Origin of the sequence: Amycolatopsis sp. NPDC004169 (assembly GCF_040610315.1) — a bacterium.
Classification (GTDB): domain Bacteria; phylum Actinomycetota; class Actinomycetes; order Mycobacteriales; family Pseudonocardiaceae; genus Amycolatopsis.
The window spans coordinates 52,882-69,780 of the sequence record NZ_JBEXMD010000012.1 but is presented as its reverse complement, the minus strand read 5'-3'; the positions used below and the strand labels follow the sequence as shown (position 1 = coordinate 69,780).

At 68.2% G+C, this 16,899-nt stretch carries 15 protein-coding genes and 1 pseudogene; 3 read left to right on the top strand and 13 right to left on the bottom strand.

Translation table 11 applies throughout. The annotated features are described in order from the left end of the window. Positions 1-80: 80 nt before the first annotated feature. From ABZX11_RS18430 to ABZX11_RS18395, 8 genes are all read right to left on the bottom strand, one after another. Entirely contained in the window at positions 81-1,280 is a 1,200-nt protein-coding gene (locus tag ABZX11_RS18430) for a hypothetical protein (RefSeq protein WP_354914273.1), read from the bottom strand. Between the two features lie 643 nt (positions 1,281-1,923). Next, positions 1,924-2,919: a trypsin-like serine protease gene (locus tag ABZX11_RS18425; protein WP_354914271.1), complete on the bottom strand. Its 996-nt coding sequence runs from the start codon at positions 2,917-2,919 to the stop codon at positions 1,924-1,926. Between the two features lie 296 nt (positions 2,920-3,215). Beyond that, a complete protein-coding gene (locus ABZX11_RS18420; RefSeq protein ID WP_354914269.1) occupies positions 3,216-4,226 on the bottom strand; it encodes an SAM-dependent methyltransferase in 1,011 nt (336 codons plus the stop codon). After that, the gene (locus tag ABZX11_RS18415; protein ID WP_354914267.1) at positions 4,223-4,687 is read right to left on the bottom strand and encodes a hypothetical protein; all 465 of its coding nucleotides are present in this window, start codon (positions 4,685-4,687) and stop codon (positions 4,223-4,225) included. Before ABZX11_RS18415 ends, ABZX11_RS18420 begins: the two co-directional genes overlap by 4 nt. 512 nt (positions 4,688-5,199) lie before the next feature. Beyond that, entirely contained in the window at positions 5,200-5,676 is a 477-nt protein-coding gene (locus tag ABZX11_RS18410; RefSeq protein WP_354914265.1) for a hypothetical protein, read from the bottom strand. Positions 5,677-5,695: 19 nt separating this feature from the next. Continuing rightward, a complete protein-coding gene (locus tag ABZX11_RS18405; protein WP_354914263.1) occupies positions 5,696-6,106 on the bottom strand; it encodes a hypothetical protein in 411 nt (136 codons plus the stop codon). Next, positions 6,103-6,459: a hypothetical protein gene (locus ABZX11_RS18400; protein WP_354914262.1), complete on the bottom strand. Its 357-nt coding sequence runs from the start codon at positions 6,457-6,459 to the stop codon at positions 6,103-6,105. Before ABZX11_RS18400 ends, ABZX11_RS18405 begins: the two co-directional genes overlap by 4 nt. Beyond that, complete coding sequence (locus tag ABZX11_RS18395) at positions 6,456-6,644, bottom strand: hypothetical protein (RefSeq protein WP_354914260.1); 189 nt, start codon at positions 6,642-6,644, stop codon at positions 6,456-6,458. Before ABZX11_RS18395 ends, ABZX11_RS18400 begins: the two co-directional genes overlap by 4 nt. 310 nt (positions 6,645-6,954) lie before the next feature. Between ABZX11_RS18395 and ABZX11_RS18390 the strand changes: the two genes are divergently transcribed. Together ABZX11_RS18390 and ABZX11_RS18385 are read left to right on the top strand one after the other, a co-directional pair. After that, the gene (locus ABZX11_RS18390) at positions 6,955-8,070 is read left to right on the top strand and encodes a helix-turn-helix transcriptional regulator (RefSeq protein WP_354914258.1); all 1,116 of its coding nucleotides are present in this window, start codon (positions 6,955-6,957) and stop codon (positions 8,068-8,070) included. A 12-nt stretch (positions 8,071-8,082) separates the two neighbouring features. Next, on the top strand, positions 8,083-8,643 hold the full coding sequence (locus ABZX11_RS18385; protein WP_354914256.1) for an HD domain-containing protein: 561 nt from the start codon (positions 8,083-8,085) through the stop codon (positions 8,641-8,643). Positions 8,644-8,863: 220 nt separating this feature from the next. Here ABZX11_RS18385 and ABZX11_RS18380 read toward each other — a convergent pair whose 3' ends face one another. From ABZX11_RS18380 to ABZX11_RS18360, 5 genes and pseudogenes are all read right to left on the bottom strand, one after another. After that, entirely contained in the window at positions 8,864-9,376 is a 513-nt protein-coding gene (locus ABZX11_RS18380; RefSeq protein ID WP_354914254.1) for an NUDIX hydrolase, read from the bottom strand. Positions 9,377-9,426: 50 nt separating this feature from the next. Continuing rightward, on the bottom strand, positions 9,427-10,029 hold the full coding sequence (locus ABZX11_RS18375; RefSeq protein ID WP_354914252.1) for an acyltransferase: 603 nt from the start codon (positions 10,027-10,029) through the stop codon (positions 9,427-9,429). Then, on the bottom strand, positions 10,026-10,280 hold the full coding sequence (locus tag ABZX11_RS18370; RefSeq protein ID WP_354914250.1) for an acyl carrier protein: 255 nt from the start codon (positions 10,278-10,280) through the stop codon (positions 10,026-10,028). The genes ABZX11_RS18375 and ABZX11_RS18370 overlap by 4 nt, the downstream gene beginning before the upstream one ends. Next, a complete protein-coding gene (locus tag ABZX11_RS18365) occupies positions 10,199-11,971 on the bottom strand; it encodes an FAD-dependent oxidoreductase (protein WP_354914587.1) in 1,773 nt (590 codons plus the stop codon). The genes ABZX11_RS18370 and ABZX11_RS18365 overlap by 82 nt, the downstream gene beginning before the upstream one ends. Before the next feature lie 15 nt (positions 11,972-11,986). After that, a pseudogene (locus ABZX11_RS18360) lies at positions 11,987-12,833 on the bottom strand (PHP domain-containing protein); the annotation flags it as partial. A 983-nt stretch (positions 12,834-13,816) separates the two neighbouring features. On the opposite strand from ABZX11_RS18360, the gene fxsT reads away from it, so the two are divergent. Beyond that, positions 13,817-16,870 (top strand): FxSxx-COOH system tetratricopeptide repeat protein, encoded by a 3,054-nt coding sequence (gene fxsT / locus ABZX11_RS18355; RefSeq protein ID WP_354914248.1) that lies wholly within the window; start codon positions 13,817-13,819, stop codon positions 16,868-16,870. Positions 16,871-16,899 lie beyond the last annotated feature (29 nt).

Genomic DNA, 16,899 nt, shown 5'->3' with positions numbered 1-16,899 from the left:
TCGTTGGCAGTGACTGCCTTCGCGATGTGCGATCGGCTTGACAGGTAAATTCCACAATGGACTCCAGATGATGTGGTGGGTCAGAGTTGGTCGTGCAGTTTGTTGGCAGCAGCGAGGTCCCCGGCAGCGCCGGGGCCGGCGTGGCTGAGCCGCTGGATGAGGTCTTCGGTGATCCGGCGGGCCACGCTGGTGTCGGCGAGTGCGAGGCGGGCGCGGGCGGCCGCCAGGTCGATGCCGGCCCGGTAGCGCGGGGCGGCGGTGGTGCCCAGCAGGGCATGAGCGCGGCCCACGGCTGCCAACGCTGCCCTCGGCTGTCGGTCGGCGGTGAGGGCGTCGGCCAGGTAGGTCAATGCTCGCGCCGCGCTGACCCGGTGCCCCGATCGGGTGAGCGCGCCGGCGGCGGTGTCGAGGAAGCGGATGGCGTCGGCGGGATGGCCGAGGGCCAGGTGGGTTTGGCCGATGCGGCGCTGGGTGAGGGCGTGGCCGTGGTCGTCGACGACGCTGCGGTAGTGGCGCAGGGCGGTGGTGAGCTCGTGCAGTGCCTGCTCAGGGTGCCCGGCGGCGAGGTGCACACGGCCGCTGTGGGCGTGGACCACGGCACGAATGCTCGGCTCGGCGATGTCCTGGGTGAGGGTGATCGCGGCAGCCGCGGCGTCAGCGGCCTCGTCAAGGTGGCGGAGGTCGGCCAGGGCCGAGGCTTCGCGGGCGCGGAACACCGCGGCGATCGGCTGCCGGGTGTGCTGCGTGAGGGTGTGGCCGGCGTGCTGGACGTGGGCCACGTCGTCGTGGTGGTAGGTGCTGCGGGCCAGATGCCAGATGGCTTCGGCGAGCTCGACGGCGATGTCGAGGCGCCCCTGGTCCACAGCGGCGGTGAGGGTGTTGCGCAGAACGCGGTGTTCCCAGGTGTACCAGTGCAGCGCGCGGCGCCCGTCGCCGTGATCGTGTGGCACGGTCTCGTGCGTGGCCGCGGCGCTGGCGGTGGCGGAGTACCAGTCGATGAGGCGGGTGTTCTGCGCGGACCGGGCCGGGCCGGGTACGTGGGCGCGCCGGTGGGCGGCGTGCTGGCGGGCCCAGGGCACGAGCGTGTAGCGGTCGCCGGGGGAGTGATGGTCGAGCAGGCGAGCGGCGTGCAGGCGCTGCATGGCCGCGGTGGCGTCGGGTTCGCTGATGCCGAGGGTGGCGGCGATCGGGAGTGCGGTGGTGTCGGGCCCGGGGTGGTCGGCGATCAGTTCGTAGACCTGCTGGATCGGTGCGGGCAGGTGTGCGTAGGTGATGCTCACCGGCGCCACCGCCGGACGTCCCCGCAGGTCGACGCGCGGCGCGATGCGGTAAGGCTCCGGTGTGGTGGGTGCGCGCAGCGAGCGCCGGAGCGGGGTGTCGGGCGTGAGCTGGGTGAGCTGTGGCCTGCTGAGCGCGGGGTGGGAAGGAGTTCGACGACCGGCCACAGTGGGACCATCGCCGCGGCGTAGAGCCACGTCCGGGTTCGCAGTTGGCGGTAGGCCAGTGGCGCGGACGCCGGTCTGGTGCGGGCGGCGCGCAGCTCGCTGCGGGCGACGTGGAGCCCCACCGCCGGGTAGGGCGAGCAGATCAGCAAGGTCAGCAGGAAGTCCATGGACGGCGTCGTTTCGAGAGCGTGGCTGATGGGGCGGGGACAGCCATGGCCGGCATTAGGCGGGTGAGGACGCTGTGGTCCGGCCCGTCGGTGGGGTCAACACCGGTACCGCGTTCTTGGCGCGGCCCGCGCGATGGTCGGGGGGAGCCGGCGCGGGCGGGCGGGGCTCGGGCTGGTCGATGTGGGTGGTGGCACTGTCGAGCCAGTCGCTTTGGCTAGCCGCGCGTCGGCGGTGGCCCGGACGGCGGGATGGGGCCGTGTGGCCGCGGCGTCGGGGTGCGCCGCGGCCACACCGCCCCGGGGGCCGGGGGTCAGCTGATGGGGGCGGCGGCCGGTGCCGTGTGTGTGGTGGCCTGGGGTGTGCCGGGCAGCAGCTGGCGGACGTGGCGGCCGATCCACGGCGCGTAGGCGGCGATGTCGTTGTAGATGGTGGGTGAGGCGCCGCAGTAGGGGGTGGCGCCGCGGGAGACGGTCCCGATCAGGTACCAGGTCGGTCCGTGCTTCTGCAGCAGTCCGGAGCCGGAGTCACCGGAGCAGGCGCCGCCGCCGGTGGGCGGGACACCGCCGCAGAGCTCGTCGGCGCCGATTCCGCCTGCGGCGCAGTTCTTGCTGGGCAGCAGCGGGATGTCGAGCTGGGCCAGGTCGGCCGGGGCCGGGCCGCTCCAGGTGGCGGGGTCGACGTTGCGGGTGCCCCAGCCGATCGACCGTGCGGACTGGTGAAGCTGGGCGGGGGCGATGCGGGCGGGGCGGATGCCGTCGAGGTGGCCGATGAGGCGGATCAGGGCCTTGTCCCAGATCCAGCCCTGGGCGTCGGGATAGCCCCACTTCCACTCTTGCGGGACATCGATCTTGTCCGCGCGGCGGACGAGGCCGCCGTGGAGGCGGTTGGTCGAGCCGAACCGGGCGTGGTAGATCGCCGGGTCGCCGCGGTCGATGTCCGGCTCGCCCGCGGCGGCACGGAAGGACTCGAACCGGGCCTTGACCTGGGCAGGCATGCGCGCCTGCACGGAGGGCGGCGGCTGGTTGGTGACGCAGTGCGCCTGGGTCAGGGCCACCGAGGCGGGGACGCCGGTCTCGGTGTAGCCCTCAGCGAGGAGGGTGAGGCCGCAGGAGTGCCAGTCCGGGTCGCCGTGGGCGAGCAGCTGCAGTGACCCGGCGCCGGCGTAGGCGACTGGTGCCAGTTCGCCGCCGACGATCTGCGGCGAGGCGATGTCCGTCGGCGGCGGTGCCGCGGCAGTCGCGGCGGAAACACCGGCCAGCATCGGCAGCAACGCCAGCGCTACGGCGGCGGCTTTTCTGAAACGCACGAGCAGGAAGTTCCTTTCACGGTTGAGGTTTCGACGTGGTCGCGGATGTGCGCCCACGTCGCGTGCACGGTGGATACCTCGCGGCGCACGAGGTGCGGGTGTGCGCCGCCAGGCGCCACGGATCTCCCGCGCACCTGGGAGCCGGTTTCTTGACTCCCGTTTGCACGAGATGACTGGCCACCCCCGGGGTGACCGGTCGTCCGGTCCCGGTGCCGTCGAGCGGGGGGCGTGTTTCGTGACGGCACCGGTTCCGGATTCCCGACCGTCCGCAGTCGGGGGTACGGACGGTCGGGAAGTCAGGTTCTGTCCGGGCGCCAGGGAGGTTCCGGCAGGCTGCTGTCCGAACCGGGTTTCTGGGCCAGGACTGCGGCGGCGAAGTTGCCGCACACGGGCGGGTCTGTGGGCGGCCCGTCGGGATACCAGGCGAACGCCGGGCCGATCCCGGGTGGCAGCAGCGCGGTGCCGGCGATCATCGCTTCGATTTGTTCGTGGGTGGCGAGACTCCCGGTGCCGGGGCCGTGAAACTGCAGGGCGTCTTCGAACTCGAGGGCTTGGGCGGCGAGGTCGGGGTGGTCGGGCAGGAACAGGTGCGTCAGGGCTAGGAAGGCACCGGCGGGGAGCCGAGCGAGGTGGGCTTGCACCAGCTGGGCGACATCGGTGCGGCTTCCGCCGTGGTAGGACAACATCGGGCCGAGCAGGAGCGCCACCCGGTCGTGTTTGGCAGAGACAAGGCCCGGGTTTTCGCTGGCCGTGTTGTAGAGCTTGTTCCACATCGCGGTGGGATCCCAGGGCTCGCCCTGGACTGCGTGAACGCCGTTGTCGACATCGGCGACCGTGCGCAGGTGGGCCAGCGTCAGCGGGTCGCGTTCGACGTAGATCACGGCCGCGCGTGCGCTGTTCTGTCGGCGGTTGTGGGTGCTGACTTCACTGCGGCGGATGATGGAGTGTAGGTCGTCCTGGTCGTCGATGTGGGGCAGGCCCGCACCGGCGACCACGATGGCACTGACGTTTTGCCGGGCAACGAGGTAGGTGGCTGCTCGGTCGAGGAACGCCCGCTCGGACCGGAACACGAATCCGGCATTCGGGATCCGGGCGGTGAGCCGGCGTGCGGCGGCGTATTCGTTGTGGTGCGCGAATTTGATGCACGGGACGGGATAGTTGTCGCTGTTTCTGGCTTCGCGGAAGGCGTCGTAGAGGTAGGCGAGATTGATCCGGTCCCGGTCGGTGCCGCACGCCCGCCACCACCACGATGCCTGATCAGGTGTGTACGTGGTGGAGGCGTGTGGTGTGGTGTCCGTTGGTGTCATGGGTGTACCGGTGCTTCGGCGGTCAGCAGGATGGTCAGGCGCGCGATGGGCAGGTGGCAGCGGTCGGCCAGGACTGCGAGGTCGTTGAGGTTGAGGCTGCGAAATGGTGGTTCGCCGACGTTGAGTAGGTGCTGGGCCCAGCGGGCTGCGGGACCGAGCGCGTCGTGGTGGGTGGCGGCCAGGGCGGCGATGTCCACGGTCAGGTCAGGGTTGAAGGCGATGCGTCGTTCAGCGTGGGCCAGCAGTTCGGAGGGGCGCAGCTGGTAGAGCAGGGCGGCGTCGCTGAGCTGGCGCAGAGACATGGAGCGGGTGGCTTTCTCCCAGGTGGCGAGGGCACGGGGTGTGACCCGGCCTTGGGACCAGGCGGCGATCGCTGGGCGGGACCAGCTGCGGTTCTCTCGCTGTTGTTGCAGTTCTGCGCCCACGGCGCGGGCTAGTTCGCCGGTGTCGGTCGTGCTCATCAAGATCGTCCAAGGCGTGCTGGAGGGGATGGATGGTGTGGGGTGCGTCGGGGTCGCGGGTCGGCCAGTGCCGTATCCGGGTGGTCGGGGTGTGGGAGTCGAGGTAGTCGTGCAGTGGCCGCTTGCGGACGGTGGTCCACCAGTAGGTTTCGGGTCTCGCGCCGTCGGTCACTGGCATGCCGTCTCCCGGCCTTCGGGGTCGTCGGTGCCTGTGTCGGTGCCGGCGTCCCGGCGGCTGCATTGGGGTCTTCCGCAGGTCACGTCGGCGGAGGTGGCGCGGTACCGCGGGGTGCGTGACTGTGCGGCGGCGACGATGTCGCGGTGGGTGTCGGCGGATCCGCAGGCGGGGGCGCAGACGCCGGTGGTGTCGAACGTGGCGGTGTGGAGGGCGTGGATGCGGGGGTGGTTGGTGGAGGGGGAGCGCAGGACGGTCGCGGTCGGCCGGCTGGATAGGGGCGCCGAGTGTCGGGCACGTGCGTGCTGCTGCTGGGCTTGCTCGCTGCCTGCGTTGCTCACCGGGGTTCACCGCCTGGATGCCTAGCGCCGTCCGCGGCGTCGGTGACGGTGTCGTGGCGGTGGCCGAGCGGGGTGATCTCGGCGATCGCTGCCGGGGACAGCCCGGCGGAGATGCGGTATAGCTGCGCGGCGGTCTGTGCGCAGCCTTCGGCGAACGCTTCGACTTCCCGGGCCACCGTGTCCCCGCTCACCGGGTCGGCCGCCACCTGCTCGGCGAGGCGCAGCGTGGTCCGCAACTCACGGACCGCTTCCTCCGCGAAGGCGCGCGGGTCGTCGGTGGACGGTTCGCGACGGGCGTAGGCGTGCATGATGACCCGTGCTCCGACCCCGACCAGGTCGTGGCCGAGCTTGCGGTAGGCGGTCCAGTCGTGCCGGTCCCGCTCGGCGTAGGCCAGTCGCATCAGCGCGTCGGTGTAGGCGGCGGTGACCAGGGCGAGCAGCGTGATCGGCGGTGCGCCTGGCTTGTCGGGCACGGGTAATCGCTGTGGGGCGTCAGTCATCGGTGTGGTCCAGCCGTCGGGTTGGCGGTTCGTCACGGTCAGGCGGCGGATCGGGGTGCCCGCCTGGTTCCAGCTGGAGAGAGGCGGTGTGCATGGCGTCCACGAGGCGCTGGTACATCGAGGCTGCGTGGGTCGACGGGATGAGGTGCGGGTCTTCCCAGCCGTGCAGCCATGCGGTCATCCAGGCTTGCGCGTACTTCAACGCATGCGCCTCTTCCGAGCTTGCGCGGACGGCTCTCAGCGCGTCGCCGATGGCTGCTGCGACGTCGTGGAGCTTCTGGCGAGCCTTCTCCTCGGAGGCCGGGTTGTGCCAGTCGATGTCGGGCAGGTCGGCCAGCGCTTGCCGTGCGCGGACGATGGCGAGCTGCCGTCGTGCGCGTCGCTGAGCCCACGGGGACTTCACGGCGTCCACATCCGCGGAGCCGAGCCGATCACGACGCAGGGCGCGAGCGGGGAACTGGGTACGGGCAGGTCGACGAGCTGGTAGAGGATGTCGAGGGCGTCGCCGTCGGATTCCCAGCCTTTCCCGCCGGCGTGGTCGACGCGGAGGGCGGCGGCGTCGGTTTTGCTTTTGATGCGGAGCGCGTCGACGAAGCCCTCCTCCTGCCACGTGAACGAGGTGGTGATCCGCTCGAGAACGCCGGCGGCGTCAAACTTGGGGAGGAGCTTCCAGCGGCGATTCAGCAGGATGGTGAACAGCTCGATGGCCGGCTCGTCCCAGAGGAACGCGAACGGACTCCTAGCGAGCGTGGTCATCGCTGATCACGTCCCGAGCGGTCAAGCTGCGCACCGCGGGCAGCAGCGTTCCGCCTGCCCTTCAGTGCTGCCTGCTTTCGACCGGTTGCCCACTGTTGGGTCAGGCCGATGGTGAAAGCGATGGCGAACAGGGCGGTGAAGGTGATCGGCAGCAGCGTTGCCAGCGATTCGAAGTCCACTGTCATCGTGTGCTCCTCACATCGGTGGCATGCTCACTGCGGCGAGGTTGAGAGGTGAACTTCGCCGCAACCGGTTCGATAAGAGGGTCACTGAGTGTGGCAAAGGCAGATGACATACAAACACCACCGTAAATTGCATAGGCGACGTCTCGCAGCCCTCTCAACGCCGCCATGCGCGACCACTCCCGTCCCGTTTTTCCTGTTCAGGGGCAGTTCTGCGGCCCCGAGATATGACGCTACGATCAGTAGAGAGCAACCAGAACGGACCGCGAGTACGGGTGCCGTTCGACCGGAATCGATCTGACCAGGAGTGTCCATGGGCAGAAGATCGGCAACCCTGACCGGTGGTCAGGGTTCCCGCGCTGCCGGCATCGTTTCCGGTTACGTACTCAAGCTGGCCCGTCAAGCTGCGGGGTTGACACAAGAGCGGTTCGCGGAACGACTTGTGGTGGACGTGAGCACCGTTCAAGGGTGGGAGTCGGGACGTCGTGCCCTCTCCGCGATGAACGCGGGTGACTTCGTCCGGCTGTGTGCCCGCCTGCCCCGACTCGGCGCACCCCCGTCCACCGGTCGGCACCTTCGCGCAGCCATCGAAGCTGATCTAGTCCTCTCGACCGGGATCACCGCCGGTAGCGACTGGGTCGACCCCGACCTACACCCGCTCGCCGCGAGCGTGCACCGCAAGACCCTTACGAACCTGATCACGTGGCCGTTCACCGGAGATCTACCCCCCGAGCTGGCCGCATTCACGTCGAAGGTGCCCCGCCGCGGACCGGTCGCGTCCGGCCCCACGCTCAGCGCCGAGGAGCGCACCCGGTTCTTTGACCACCTGCTGACCGTCGCTGAACGCGGCGTGCACCCCGACGAGGCACTACTACGGCGGCAAGCGGTGTACCTGCTCGGATTCGACCAACGCGCCCAGATCGCCGATTGGCTGCGCCGTGAGTGGGAAAGCGCCGGACGGCGACCGATTGCCGACGGCGACATGACGAGCTTGCTCGGAGCCCGCTCCGCATCGGTCGCACTCGCCTCCACTGGCGACGGGACCCGCCTACACGACTTCGTCGCCCAGACGATCGACACCCGCGCCGAACTGGCCAACATCAACTACTGGGCACACTGGATCGGCGAGCTCAGCGACGACCAGACTGACGACGCGTTCATGGTCGCCGACGACACCAAAGCCTGGTCCGGCGTCCGCCTCTTCCACCACTTGGTGAGCCGTCTCGCCCCGTCCTCGCCGCATCTGCCGCTGAACTTGCACACCATGTACACGCTCGTGGCCAGCCGCCCCACCCTGCTCAAACGGTCCGCCGACCGCGACGCACTCGCTGGGGCACTCGACGTACTCACCTCCGGTGATGTCCTGACTCGCGACGGGCGCGACCAGGTCGCCGGCCTTCACTACGCACTCCGTCTCGCCGACCGATAGGGAGAACACCTCATGCCAGACGAGCCCACCGCCCTCGCCGCGTTCGGGTACGAACTCGGCTTGCTCAAGCGCATCCGCCGGGCGGGATGGTGGCATGTCGGCGTCCGTGACCCCGAGTCGGTCGCCGAACACAGCTTGCGGACCGCTCAGATCGCGGCTCTGCTCGCCGCGGAGGAAGGCGCTAATCCGGAGCGGGCCGCATTTCTCGCGCTTTGGCACGACACACAGGAGTCCCGAACGGGGGATATCCCGCACACCGCGGCCAAATACATGAGCAAGCCCGAACCCCGCGAGATCACCGCCGACCAGACTGCCGCCCTGCCGGACGCCTCCCGCGAGCTGATCAGGACCGCCGTGGACGAGTATGAAACTCGGCAGAGCCCCGAGGCACGATGCGCGAAGGACGCGGACAAGCTCGAAATGCTGCTTCAAGCCGTCGAGTACCGGGAGACTGGTGTTGAGCGCGTCGCCGGGTGGATCGACTCCGCGCGGAAGGGACTCGCGACCGAAACGGCCCGACGCGTCGCCGAAGCGGCCGTGACGCTGTCTCCGCTGGCCTGGCGGGACCGCTGAGACAAAGACGGCACTGCCCGCGGTAGCTACTGTGAGGGGCGGCGTGAGGCCGGTGCCGGTGCTGGAGCGCGTTCTGTCCGAGTTCGACGACACACGCTCGGGGCAAGGCGCAATACTTGACCTGGTTCGCCACGTCCTACTTGCATGCCCGCAAGGTGGGCGATCAGGGCGCGGCTTCTCGCCCGAGCCTGGCGCGAACGGGGTGATGCAGGTCGTTTCGTCAGGAGGCACCGAGCGAGAGCGGATCGAACCCGTTCTCGAGGTACAGGGACTGGCTGGTGTCGACGATGTCGAGGCAGGCCGCGACCCGGCGCGCGAGGTGATCCCGGAGCATCCTCGCGGTCTCGTCGCGGGTGGCGAACTTCAACCGCTTCAGCTCGTGGTTGTCCACGCGCAGCGAGGCGATCAGGTCCTCGTCGAGTACACCGCCGTCGAACACGTGGTTCTCCAGAGCGGGGCGTCCGTCCGGTTGCGGCGGGACCCAGTCCACGACCAGCAGCTGGCCGGGGACCAGGTCCAATCCGAGTTCTTCCTTGATCTCGCGGCGCGCCGCTCTCCACGGAGACTCGCCTTCCTCGAGGCCGCCGCCGGGGATCTCCCATGTCTCGGAGCCGTAGTTCGGCTCGACGAGTAGGACGCGGCCTCCGGTGTCGCGGAAGAGGACTCCGCCGCTGCTGAGCTGCTTGGGCAGCGTGGCGTAGTACTCGGCGGGCGGCAGCCATCGCTGGGTCATGCGCCGCGACGCTACCCATACCGCCGAGCTTGCTCGTGACCGGCGTCGCTTTAGGCGTTGCGCTGCAGCTCGATTAGCAGGTCAGCCTTCATTTCGTAGGCCCGGGCGCAGCGCAGGCATCGCAGGTCGCTGTCGAGGGTCTCGGCGCAAGCGCAGACTAAGCCGACAGCGCGAGCGGGGTTGCCCAGGACCTTCGTGTGCGGGGGAACGTCACGCAGAACAGTGGCGCCGACGCAGATCAGGGCGTAGTGCCCGATCTCGACGCCGCCGGCGACGCTCGCGTTGGCGCCGACGGTCGCCCCGAAGCGCACGACGATCGGCGTCGAGGCCCAATTACCTGGGCCTTGGCGCTGCCCGTCGGGACGGGTCGCGCGAGGGGTGCGGTCTTCGGTGAGCACGGCATGCGGGCTGATCATGACGTCGTCTTCGATTTGCGCGCCGAACACGTCGGCGTGGTTGCCGATTTTGACGCGGTTGCCGATCCGCGAGCCGGCGCCGATGTAGCAGCTCATGCCGAGCGTGCAGCCCTCGCCGATCTCGACGTCGTTGGCGACCTGCGCGTGGTGCCACACCCGGGTCTCGGCGCCGATCCGCGCCCCGGACGCCACGTGGGCACTCGGCTCGACGAGCAGGTGGCCGCTGTCGGCGGTCATGGCATTCCTTTCACAGCGGCGGTCAGGTAGTCGATGAGGTCCCCGAGTGTGGCGGCGCCAGCGAGCACCAGACCCGGAACGGCCCACCCGCTAGCCTGTTGGATGGTGACGGCAAGGGTGAACCGGTCGAGCGAGTCGAAGCCGAGGGCGTCGAGCCGGTGGTCTGCACTCAGGTCGCCGGCACGGTGAGGTCGGAGGGACGCAGCGGCGTCGAGGACCGTGGCGATGGGATCGGCGAGGTGGTCGGGCATGGGCGGGCCTCCAGGCGTTCGGCGAGGGCGAGCAGGGACGGCAGGACTTCGGCGACCGGGGCGCGTGCCAGCAGCCGGGCCGCCGCCTTCCTGATCGGGTCATGACGGGCCAGGAGCGCGGGCAATGAGGCGGCGAGCACAGCCGCCAGCTGCCGTTGTCTGTTACGGCCGCGGTGCCGGCTCGTGCCGGCGAGGTGGTCGGCGAGGCCGCGCAACGTCGCCGGGTTCAGTAGGTCGCCCAGCTGTGGCACAGGCATCGGGCGGTTGGCGCGATAGGGGTGGCAGGCCAGGGAGCCGGGATCGGTGATCTCGTCGGCGAGGAGCTCGGCCAGCAAGGGTGCGAGCAGCACGCCGCACCGGTAGGTCGCGGTCGCCAGCAGGATTCGCGGGTCGGCGGTCGGGCCTATCAGCGGCAGGTGGTCGAGGGTGTAAGGCCGGTACCCGACCTGCGTGCGCAGCAGCTCGGCGCCGGCGAGCCGGTGATCGATGATGCAGGCAGCATCACCGATCAGCACGGCGACCTCGTCTAGCGTCGCCGCGCCGTCGAGCTTCGGGGCGAGGGTGAGCCGGTTGGTCGCGCCGAGGTAGGCCACCCCGCCGGCGCGAGGCACGAGATGGGTGCCACACGCGAACGCCGCGTTCGGGGTGCGGATGGTGTGCGGCGCGGCGAGCGGGGTCCCGACCAGCATGCTCACCCCGCGTCCGGCCAGCACCGGCGGGACGCCCAGGTCGCGGCCGCGCTCGCCCAGCAGCACTGGGATGCCCGCGCCCGCCGCGAGCACGACCTGGCCGCAGGTCACGACCGCCTCGTCCCCGCGACGCAGCCGGACTGTTGCCTGGTCCGGTGTCACGTCAGTGACCGGCGAGTCGTACCAGCGGGCGTTGCGGTGCGCGAATACGGCCGCGTCGAGGGTTGTCAGGAGGCGGGTGATGTCGAGGCTCGGCTCGGTCGGCAGCCACAGCACGACGGCCGCCGCGACGTCGGGTTGCAGACCGTCGACGTCAGCGCCGTGGTGTAGTTCGGCGGGGTGCGACGCGGCTCGCGCCGCCCCCGCGATCGCGGCCACGTCCTTGCGTGCGTCGTCGTCGGCGACGACCCAGGTCCCCGCGATCAGCGGAACCGGCGGGCGCCCGGATACGGCGGCGAGCCCGCTCACCCACGCCGGGTATCGCGCGAAGGCCTTGAGCCGCTGGCCGACCTCCAGGTCGACCCGTTCTGCAGGCTGGGTGGCGTCGACCTCGGCGAACAGCGACAGCATCGCTCCGGCTGCCGCGCTGGCCTGCCCGCAAGCCGCAGCAGGAGGCGGGCCAAGCACGGCGACGGAGAGTCCGCGGGTGAGCAGTTCATGCGCGGTCGCCAGCCCGACCACTCCGGTGCCGACCACGGCGACGTCGGCCGTGTCCCGGCCGCTCACGCCGCGCTCCGCAGCACCTGATGCACCGGAGCGTCCACATCGAAGCGGGCCTTGGCCTGGCATAGCAGTCGCCGCGCCGACACCGCCACACCGTCCTGGGGGCCCAACGCGGTACGTCCGTGCGCGACCCGGCGCTGGTCGACGATCAACAGCTCCCCGCGGCGCAACCGCATCCGCTGCTCGGTGCTCTGCAGCAGCGCGGCGAAGCGGCCGAGCACCGGGAGATGCGCGGCGTTGCGCGGGTCGGTCAGCAGCTTCCCGGCCCAGCGGATCCATGTGCGCCCCTGCGGGCTCCTCCGCCGACGTCCGCGCGCGGACCGCGGCGACGGCGTCGGCGACCGGCGCGTCGCCGGGGGTGGCGTAGTGGACGTTGTTCGACACGACCGTCGGCAACCGCAGGTCGCGGGCGAGCTCGTCGAGCAGGTCGTTGGCTGCGTCGTCGAGGGGCTGGCGGTGGTTGATCAGCTCGACGGCGACGTGGGAGTGCCCGAACCAGTCGACCAGCCGATCCAGCTCGGCCCGCGCGGCGGCCGGGCCGTGCTCGGCGAGCGCGCCGCGGACCGGGCCTTTGCGGCAGCCGGTGAGGACGACGACGTGCCCGGCCAGCTCGTCGACGACCTCCTCGAGGTCGTAGAGGGGGCGGCCTTTCTCGCCGCCGGCGATCTGGGCGTGGGAGATGACGCGGCAAAGCCGGTGATACCCCTCCTGCTGCCGGGCCAGCACCAGCAGGTGCGACCCGGCCGGGTCGGGCTCGCCGGCCTGCGGGGCGGGCAGGTCGAGGGACAGTTCGGCGCCGAACCCGACCCGGACGCCGAGTTCGCGGGCGGCGTCGTTGAACCGGACTGCCCCGTACATGCCGTCGTGGTCGGTGAGCACCAGCGCGTCCAGCTCCAAGCGGGCGGCTTCTTCGACGAGGGCTTCGGGGTGGGAGGCGCCGTCGAGGAAGCTGGAGTTGGAGTGGACGTGCAGCTCGGCGTACGGGGCACGGAGGCGGTCGCCGCCGTCGTCACGGCCGCGCCGGTCGCGCAGGTCCGCCCGGGTAGCCCTCGCGCTTGCGTGACCACGCGGGCGAGTCGCTACCGTCGCCGAGCACCGGTGCCTGGCCGGAGGCGATGCGCTCGACTTCCGACCAGGGCACGCTCGGGGTTGTTGAATTGAAGAGACGGTCCGCGCTTGACCGTTGACCGTTCGTAGCTCATTCCGCACTCTCCTGTCCCTCGCGTTAAGTCGCCGCGGGGAAGACAGCGCTCCGTTCCCGGATGCCATCGTGGGAACGTGTGTTCGATACTATGTTGGCGGCGCGGGCGGTCAAGGTGCCGGCTGTCACATGCGCCAACAGATGATCTTGAGCACTTGTTCGTCGCGACACTGGATGGTCAGCGACTGATCGGGGCGCGTACGCCGTCGACTCGGTTGCGGCGAAGGCGGGGTGTGGCGGCAGCGCAGAGGTGGATGAAGACGTTGAGATCGCTGCCGGGTACCAGCTGGGCCAGGACTACAGCCCAGCCAACGCGGGGTTGCCCACGGCCGTGCCTCGCGTCGGCAAATCGGCGGCCGCTGCCGCGAAGTGTCGGCAGTCCGAACGCGGTAGGCGGCGGAGCGCGGCCGCTGACGCCGCCGAGCACGACCAACGCCGACTTCGACGGCATCACCCAGTCAGCTGATGGCGGAGCCCAGCTGACTGGGTGATGCCAATGCCGCGGTCGACGCGATCCAGCGAGTCGAGACCGTGAACTGCCGGTCCACCGTTCGGCGTCGCAAGAGGAACGGCAGTCGGAGTTTGCTCGGACCGACGGTGCCCTATTTCTCGCTGGGTGTCATCGCGACTGCATCCACAACACCGCTGCGGTCACGATCCCTGTACCCGCTGCAGTGCATACGCCTCTCACCACAGACACGATTGCGATCTGCCTGAGTCTGCGCCACTTGTTGGCGGGTTTCGCCATGTCATCCTCCTCGAATCATGCTGACGACAGTCAGTGTTGGCCGGCGAGGCGGTTCGAAATGCTGGTAACGGACACAGCGGACACGGCGGACAACCTCAGTCGCTGTTCGTGCTGGTCACAGCAGGTGTCCGGGGCAGGTGAAACGGACACCGGACATCGCGACGATAATAAGAACATGCCGACGGGACTGACGCCCTTCCATGAGGAACTGCTCGCGTTGTTAAAAGACGCGAAGCGCGCCCGTCGTCGCAACGGCCAGCAGTGCAGTCTCCGGGAGATCGAAAAGGCGCTGAAGCATTCACCCGGCACGAGCCTGACCTACCAGCGCATCAGCGACTGGACCAGCGTGAAGTCCCAGACAGGTCAGCCGAAGACGCCGGTGCTGCCGAGTCCAGGCAGCAGTGAGGAGGTCATCGCTCTCGTGCGGCTGCTCAGTGAGTGGGCGGGTCGCACGTTGGACAACGAGCACGAGCACGAGTGGCGCACCCTGCACGACCGATCACAGCGCGATCGCGGGCTGGCCACGCGAGCACGGGTCGACGCTGGCGGCCTGGATCGTCGAGTCGTTTTGGCTGGTTTGGCCAGCGTGCCGACGGTGTCGCCATTGTTCGAAGGCCGCAGAGATGAACTCACGCGCTTGGACGAGATGTTGTCGGGGTCGGACCAGGTGCCGGTCGCCGCCATGTACGGATTGGGTGGAGTCGGCAAGACCACGCTTGCGGCCCGCTACGTCCAAACGCATGCCGAGCGGTTCACGCTGGTGTGGTGGATCACCGCAGACACGCCGGCCACGCTCGATGCCAGCCTCGCCAAGCTGGCGGTCGCCCTCGACCTTGACACCGTACCGAGCACGCAAGAAGAAAGGGCTACCGCCGCCGTCGGATGGCTGGCCGAGCATCAAGGCTGGCTACTCGTGCTCGACAACCTTCCCGGTCCCGAAGGCCTGCCGCCTCGTCTGCAGAGGCTGGGAGACGTTGGCACGGTGCTGGTCACCAGCCGACGCAGCACCGGCTGGCGCGGCGTCACCACACTGCCGGTGACCATCCTACCACCCGAGGATGCCACGCAGCTTTTCGTCCGCACCGTGCGCACCGACTGGTCCGACGCTGACCTCACCGGCATTGAAGCCTTGTGTGCCGAACTTGACGGCCTGCCGCTGGCGATAGAGCAGGCTGGCGCATACATCGCCCAGACCCGCATCACCCCAGCCCACTACCGCGAACTACTCGCAGACTATCCAGCGCGAACTTTCACAAAGACCGCCGAGGGTGGGAGCGCGCAGCCGGCGTTGGCGCGGGTCTGGCACGTCACACTCGACCGACTAGCTGACACTCCAGCTGCGGGACGGGTGCTGCGGAGGTTGGCTTGGTACGCCCCAGACAACATTTATCGCGCGTTGGTTATCGGAACATCTCCAGACCTGGACGAGGTCGACGCCCTGGGCCGGCTGGCCGCCTACAGCATGATCACCCTCGACGCGAATACGATCTGCATTCACCGGCTGGTGCAGGCCATCGCGCGCGATCCAGACACGGCTGACCTGCATCACCAGCCTGAGGGCATCGTTCAAGCCCGCGCGACCGTCGTCGAATGCCTGGGCCAAGCTCTCCGAGGTCTCGATTACCAGAGGCCTGCAGATTGGCCTGCTTTTCAAGCGGTGATCCCTCATGCACTGGCATTGCTCGACCACACCAGTTCGGATGACGATACGAGGGAATCTTGTGTTCTTGGCCTAATCGTCGCAAGATTTGTGTTCGATCAGGGTGACGCTGTAACTGCGGTCCAGTTGTTCACCCGCGTCTCGGATAGTCTTGAACGTCTTTGTGGTCGCGATGATCTATACGCGCTGGAGGCACGGAGTGGACTAGGAGAAGCGTGCGGGGTTGCTGGCAACGTTGACCGAGCGATCCCGCTTCTCAAAGCGAGTTTGTCGGATCACGAGCGCGTACTAGGGCCCGACCATGAGAGTACCATCATTGCGCGGGGTAATCTGGCCAATGGTTACCGCTCAGCGGGGGAGCTGCACCTTGCAGTCTCTTTGCATCAGGCTGTGGTAGCCGATTGTGAGCGCGTGCTGGGGTTTGATGACCAGAGAACACTTGTTGCGCGAGCTGATCTAGGTGCAACTCTTGCGGATACTGGTGACGCAAGCGCTGCCATCTCAATCCTGGAAGCGGTGCACATTGGACTTGCAACTGCGCTCGGCTCGGAGCATCCGACCATTCTCACAGTGCAGACCGAGTTGGCCAAGGCGTACGCATCAATTGAGGATCTCGACCGCGCGGTTGCGCTGCTAGAAAAAACAAACCGCGTTCAACGGCGGGTGATAGGGTTAGATCATATACATTCGCTAATCGCTCGCGACGGGCTGGCTAGCGCTTACCGATCGAGAGGCGAAACAGATCGAGCAATATCAATCTACAAGGATGCTCTCGAAGGCTGCGAAAAAACGCTAGGACCGGACCATCGAGGAACGTTAATCGCGCGGTGTAACCTCGCTGACGCATATAGGTCCGCGGGCGAGTTCGAGCGGGCGGTCCCGCTGCTTGAGGCAAGTATGTCAGGACATGAGCGCATTCTTGGCCCCGGTCATCCTGACACCTTAATTGCGAGAAAAAAGCTCGCTTACGCTTATCGAGAAGCGCGAAACTTAATGCCTGCAGCGCGGCTATACAGAGCGATGCTAGAGGATCGATGTCGGGCTGTTGGAGGCGATCATCCGGACTCTCTTGATCTGCAGGCTGATCTTGCATGCATTTACCTGCTTGCGGATAATTTTAAGCGTGCGATATCACTATACGAGAACACGCTTACAAGTCGGGAACGCGTGCTGGGACCAGTCCATCCGCAGACATTGGACTCGCGGCATAATTTGGCCTTTGCTTACCGGGTAAGCGGTGACTTGCATCGCGCAATCCCGCTGTATGAGGCGGCGCTGGCAGGGTATGAGCAAGTTTTTGGGCGCGACCAAAAGAATGCGATTATTGCACGAAGTAACCTAGCTGGCGCCTGTGGAGCCACAGGCGATGCAGATCGTGCGATCCGATTGTACAAGCTAGCGCTAGCCGACGCTGAAAAAGTATTTGGAATTGACGACGATCTAACCGAGTCGATCCGGGCAAATCTCAGTTTTGCAACGAGTTCTGACGGTCGATCCAAGTTGTCATTTACGCCTATATCTGTTGCGCGCAGGCGGTCACTGCAGCTACCCGAATCTCAAGACGAGTAGGCCTCGCCTGGCGGTGTCGTTCCAGTTGT

Bases quoted from the DNA above. Each gene is read 5' to 3' on its own strand.
- ABZX11_RS18420 (WP_354914269.1), bottom strand. From the start codon at position 4,226: ATGACACCAACGGACACCACACCACACGCCTCCACCACGTACACACCT.
- ABZX11_RS18415 (WP_354914267.1), bottom strand. From the start codon at position 4,687: ATGAGCACGACCGACACCGGCGAACTAGCCCGCGCCGTGGGCGCAGAA.
- ABZX11_RS18400 (WP_354914262.1), bottom strand. From the start codon at position 6,459: ATGACCACGCTCGCTAGGAGTCCGTTCGCGTTCCTCTGGGACGAGCCG.
- ABZX11_RS18395 (WP_354914260.1), bottom strand. From the start codon at position 6,644: ATGACAGTGGACTTCGAATCGCTGGCAACGCTGCTGCCGATCACCTTC.
- ABZX11_RS18390 (WP_354914258.1), top strand. From the start codon at position 6,955: ATGGGCAGAAGATCGGCAACCCTGACCGGTGGTCAGGGTTCCCGCGCT.
- ABZX11_RS18385 (WP_354914256.1), top strand. From the start codon at position 8,083: ATGCCAGACGAGCCCACCGCCCTCGCCGCGTTCGGGTACGAACTCGGC.
- ABZX11_RS18380 (WP_354914254.1), bottom strand. From the start codon at position 9,376: ATGACCCAGCGATGGCTGCCGCCCGCCGAGTACTACGCCACGCTGCCC.
- ABZX11_RS18375 (WP_354914252.1), bottom strand. From the start codon at position 10,029: ATGACCGCCGACAGCGGCCACCTGCTCGTCGAGCCGAGTGCCCACGTG.
- ABZX11_RS18370 (WP_354914250.1), bottom strand. From the start codon at position 10,280: ATGCCCGACCACCTCGCCGATCCCATCGCCACGGTCCTCGACGCCGCT.
- ABZX11_RS18365 (WP_354914587.1), bottom strand. From the start codon at position 11,971: ATGGATCCGCTGGGCCGGGAAGCTGCTGACCGACCCGCGCAACGCCGC.
- fxsT (WP_354914248.1), top strand. From the start codon at position 13,817: ATGCCGACGGGACTGACGCCCTTCCATGAGGAACTGCTCGCGTTGTTA.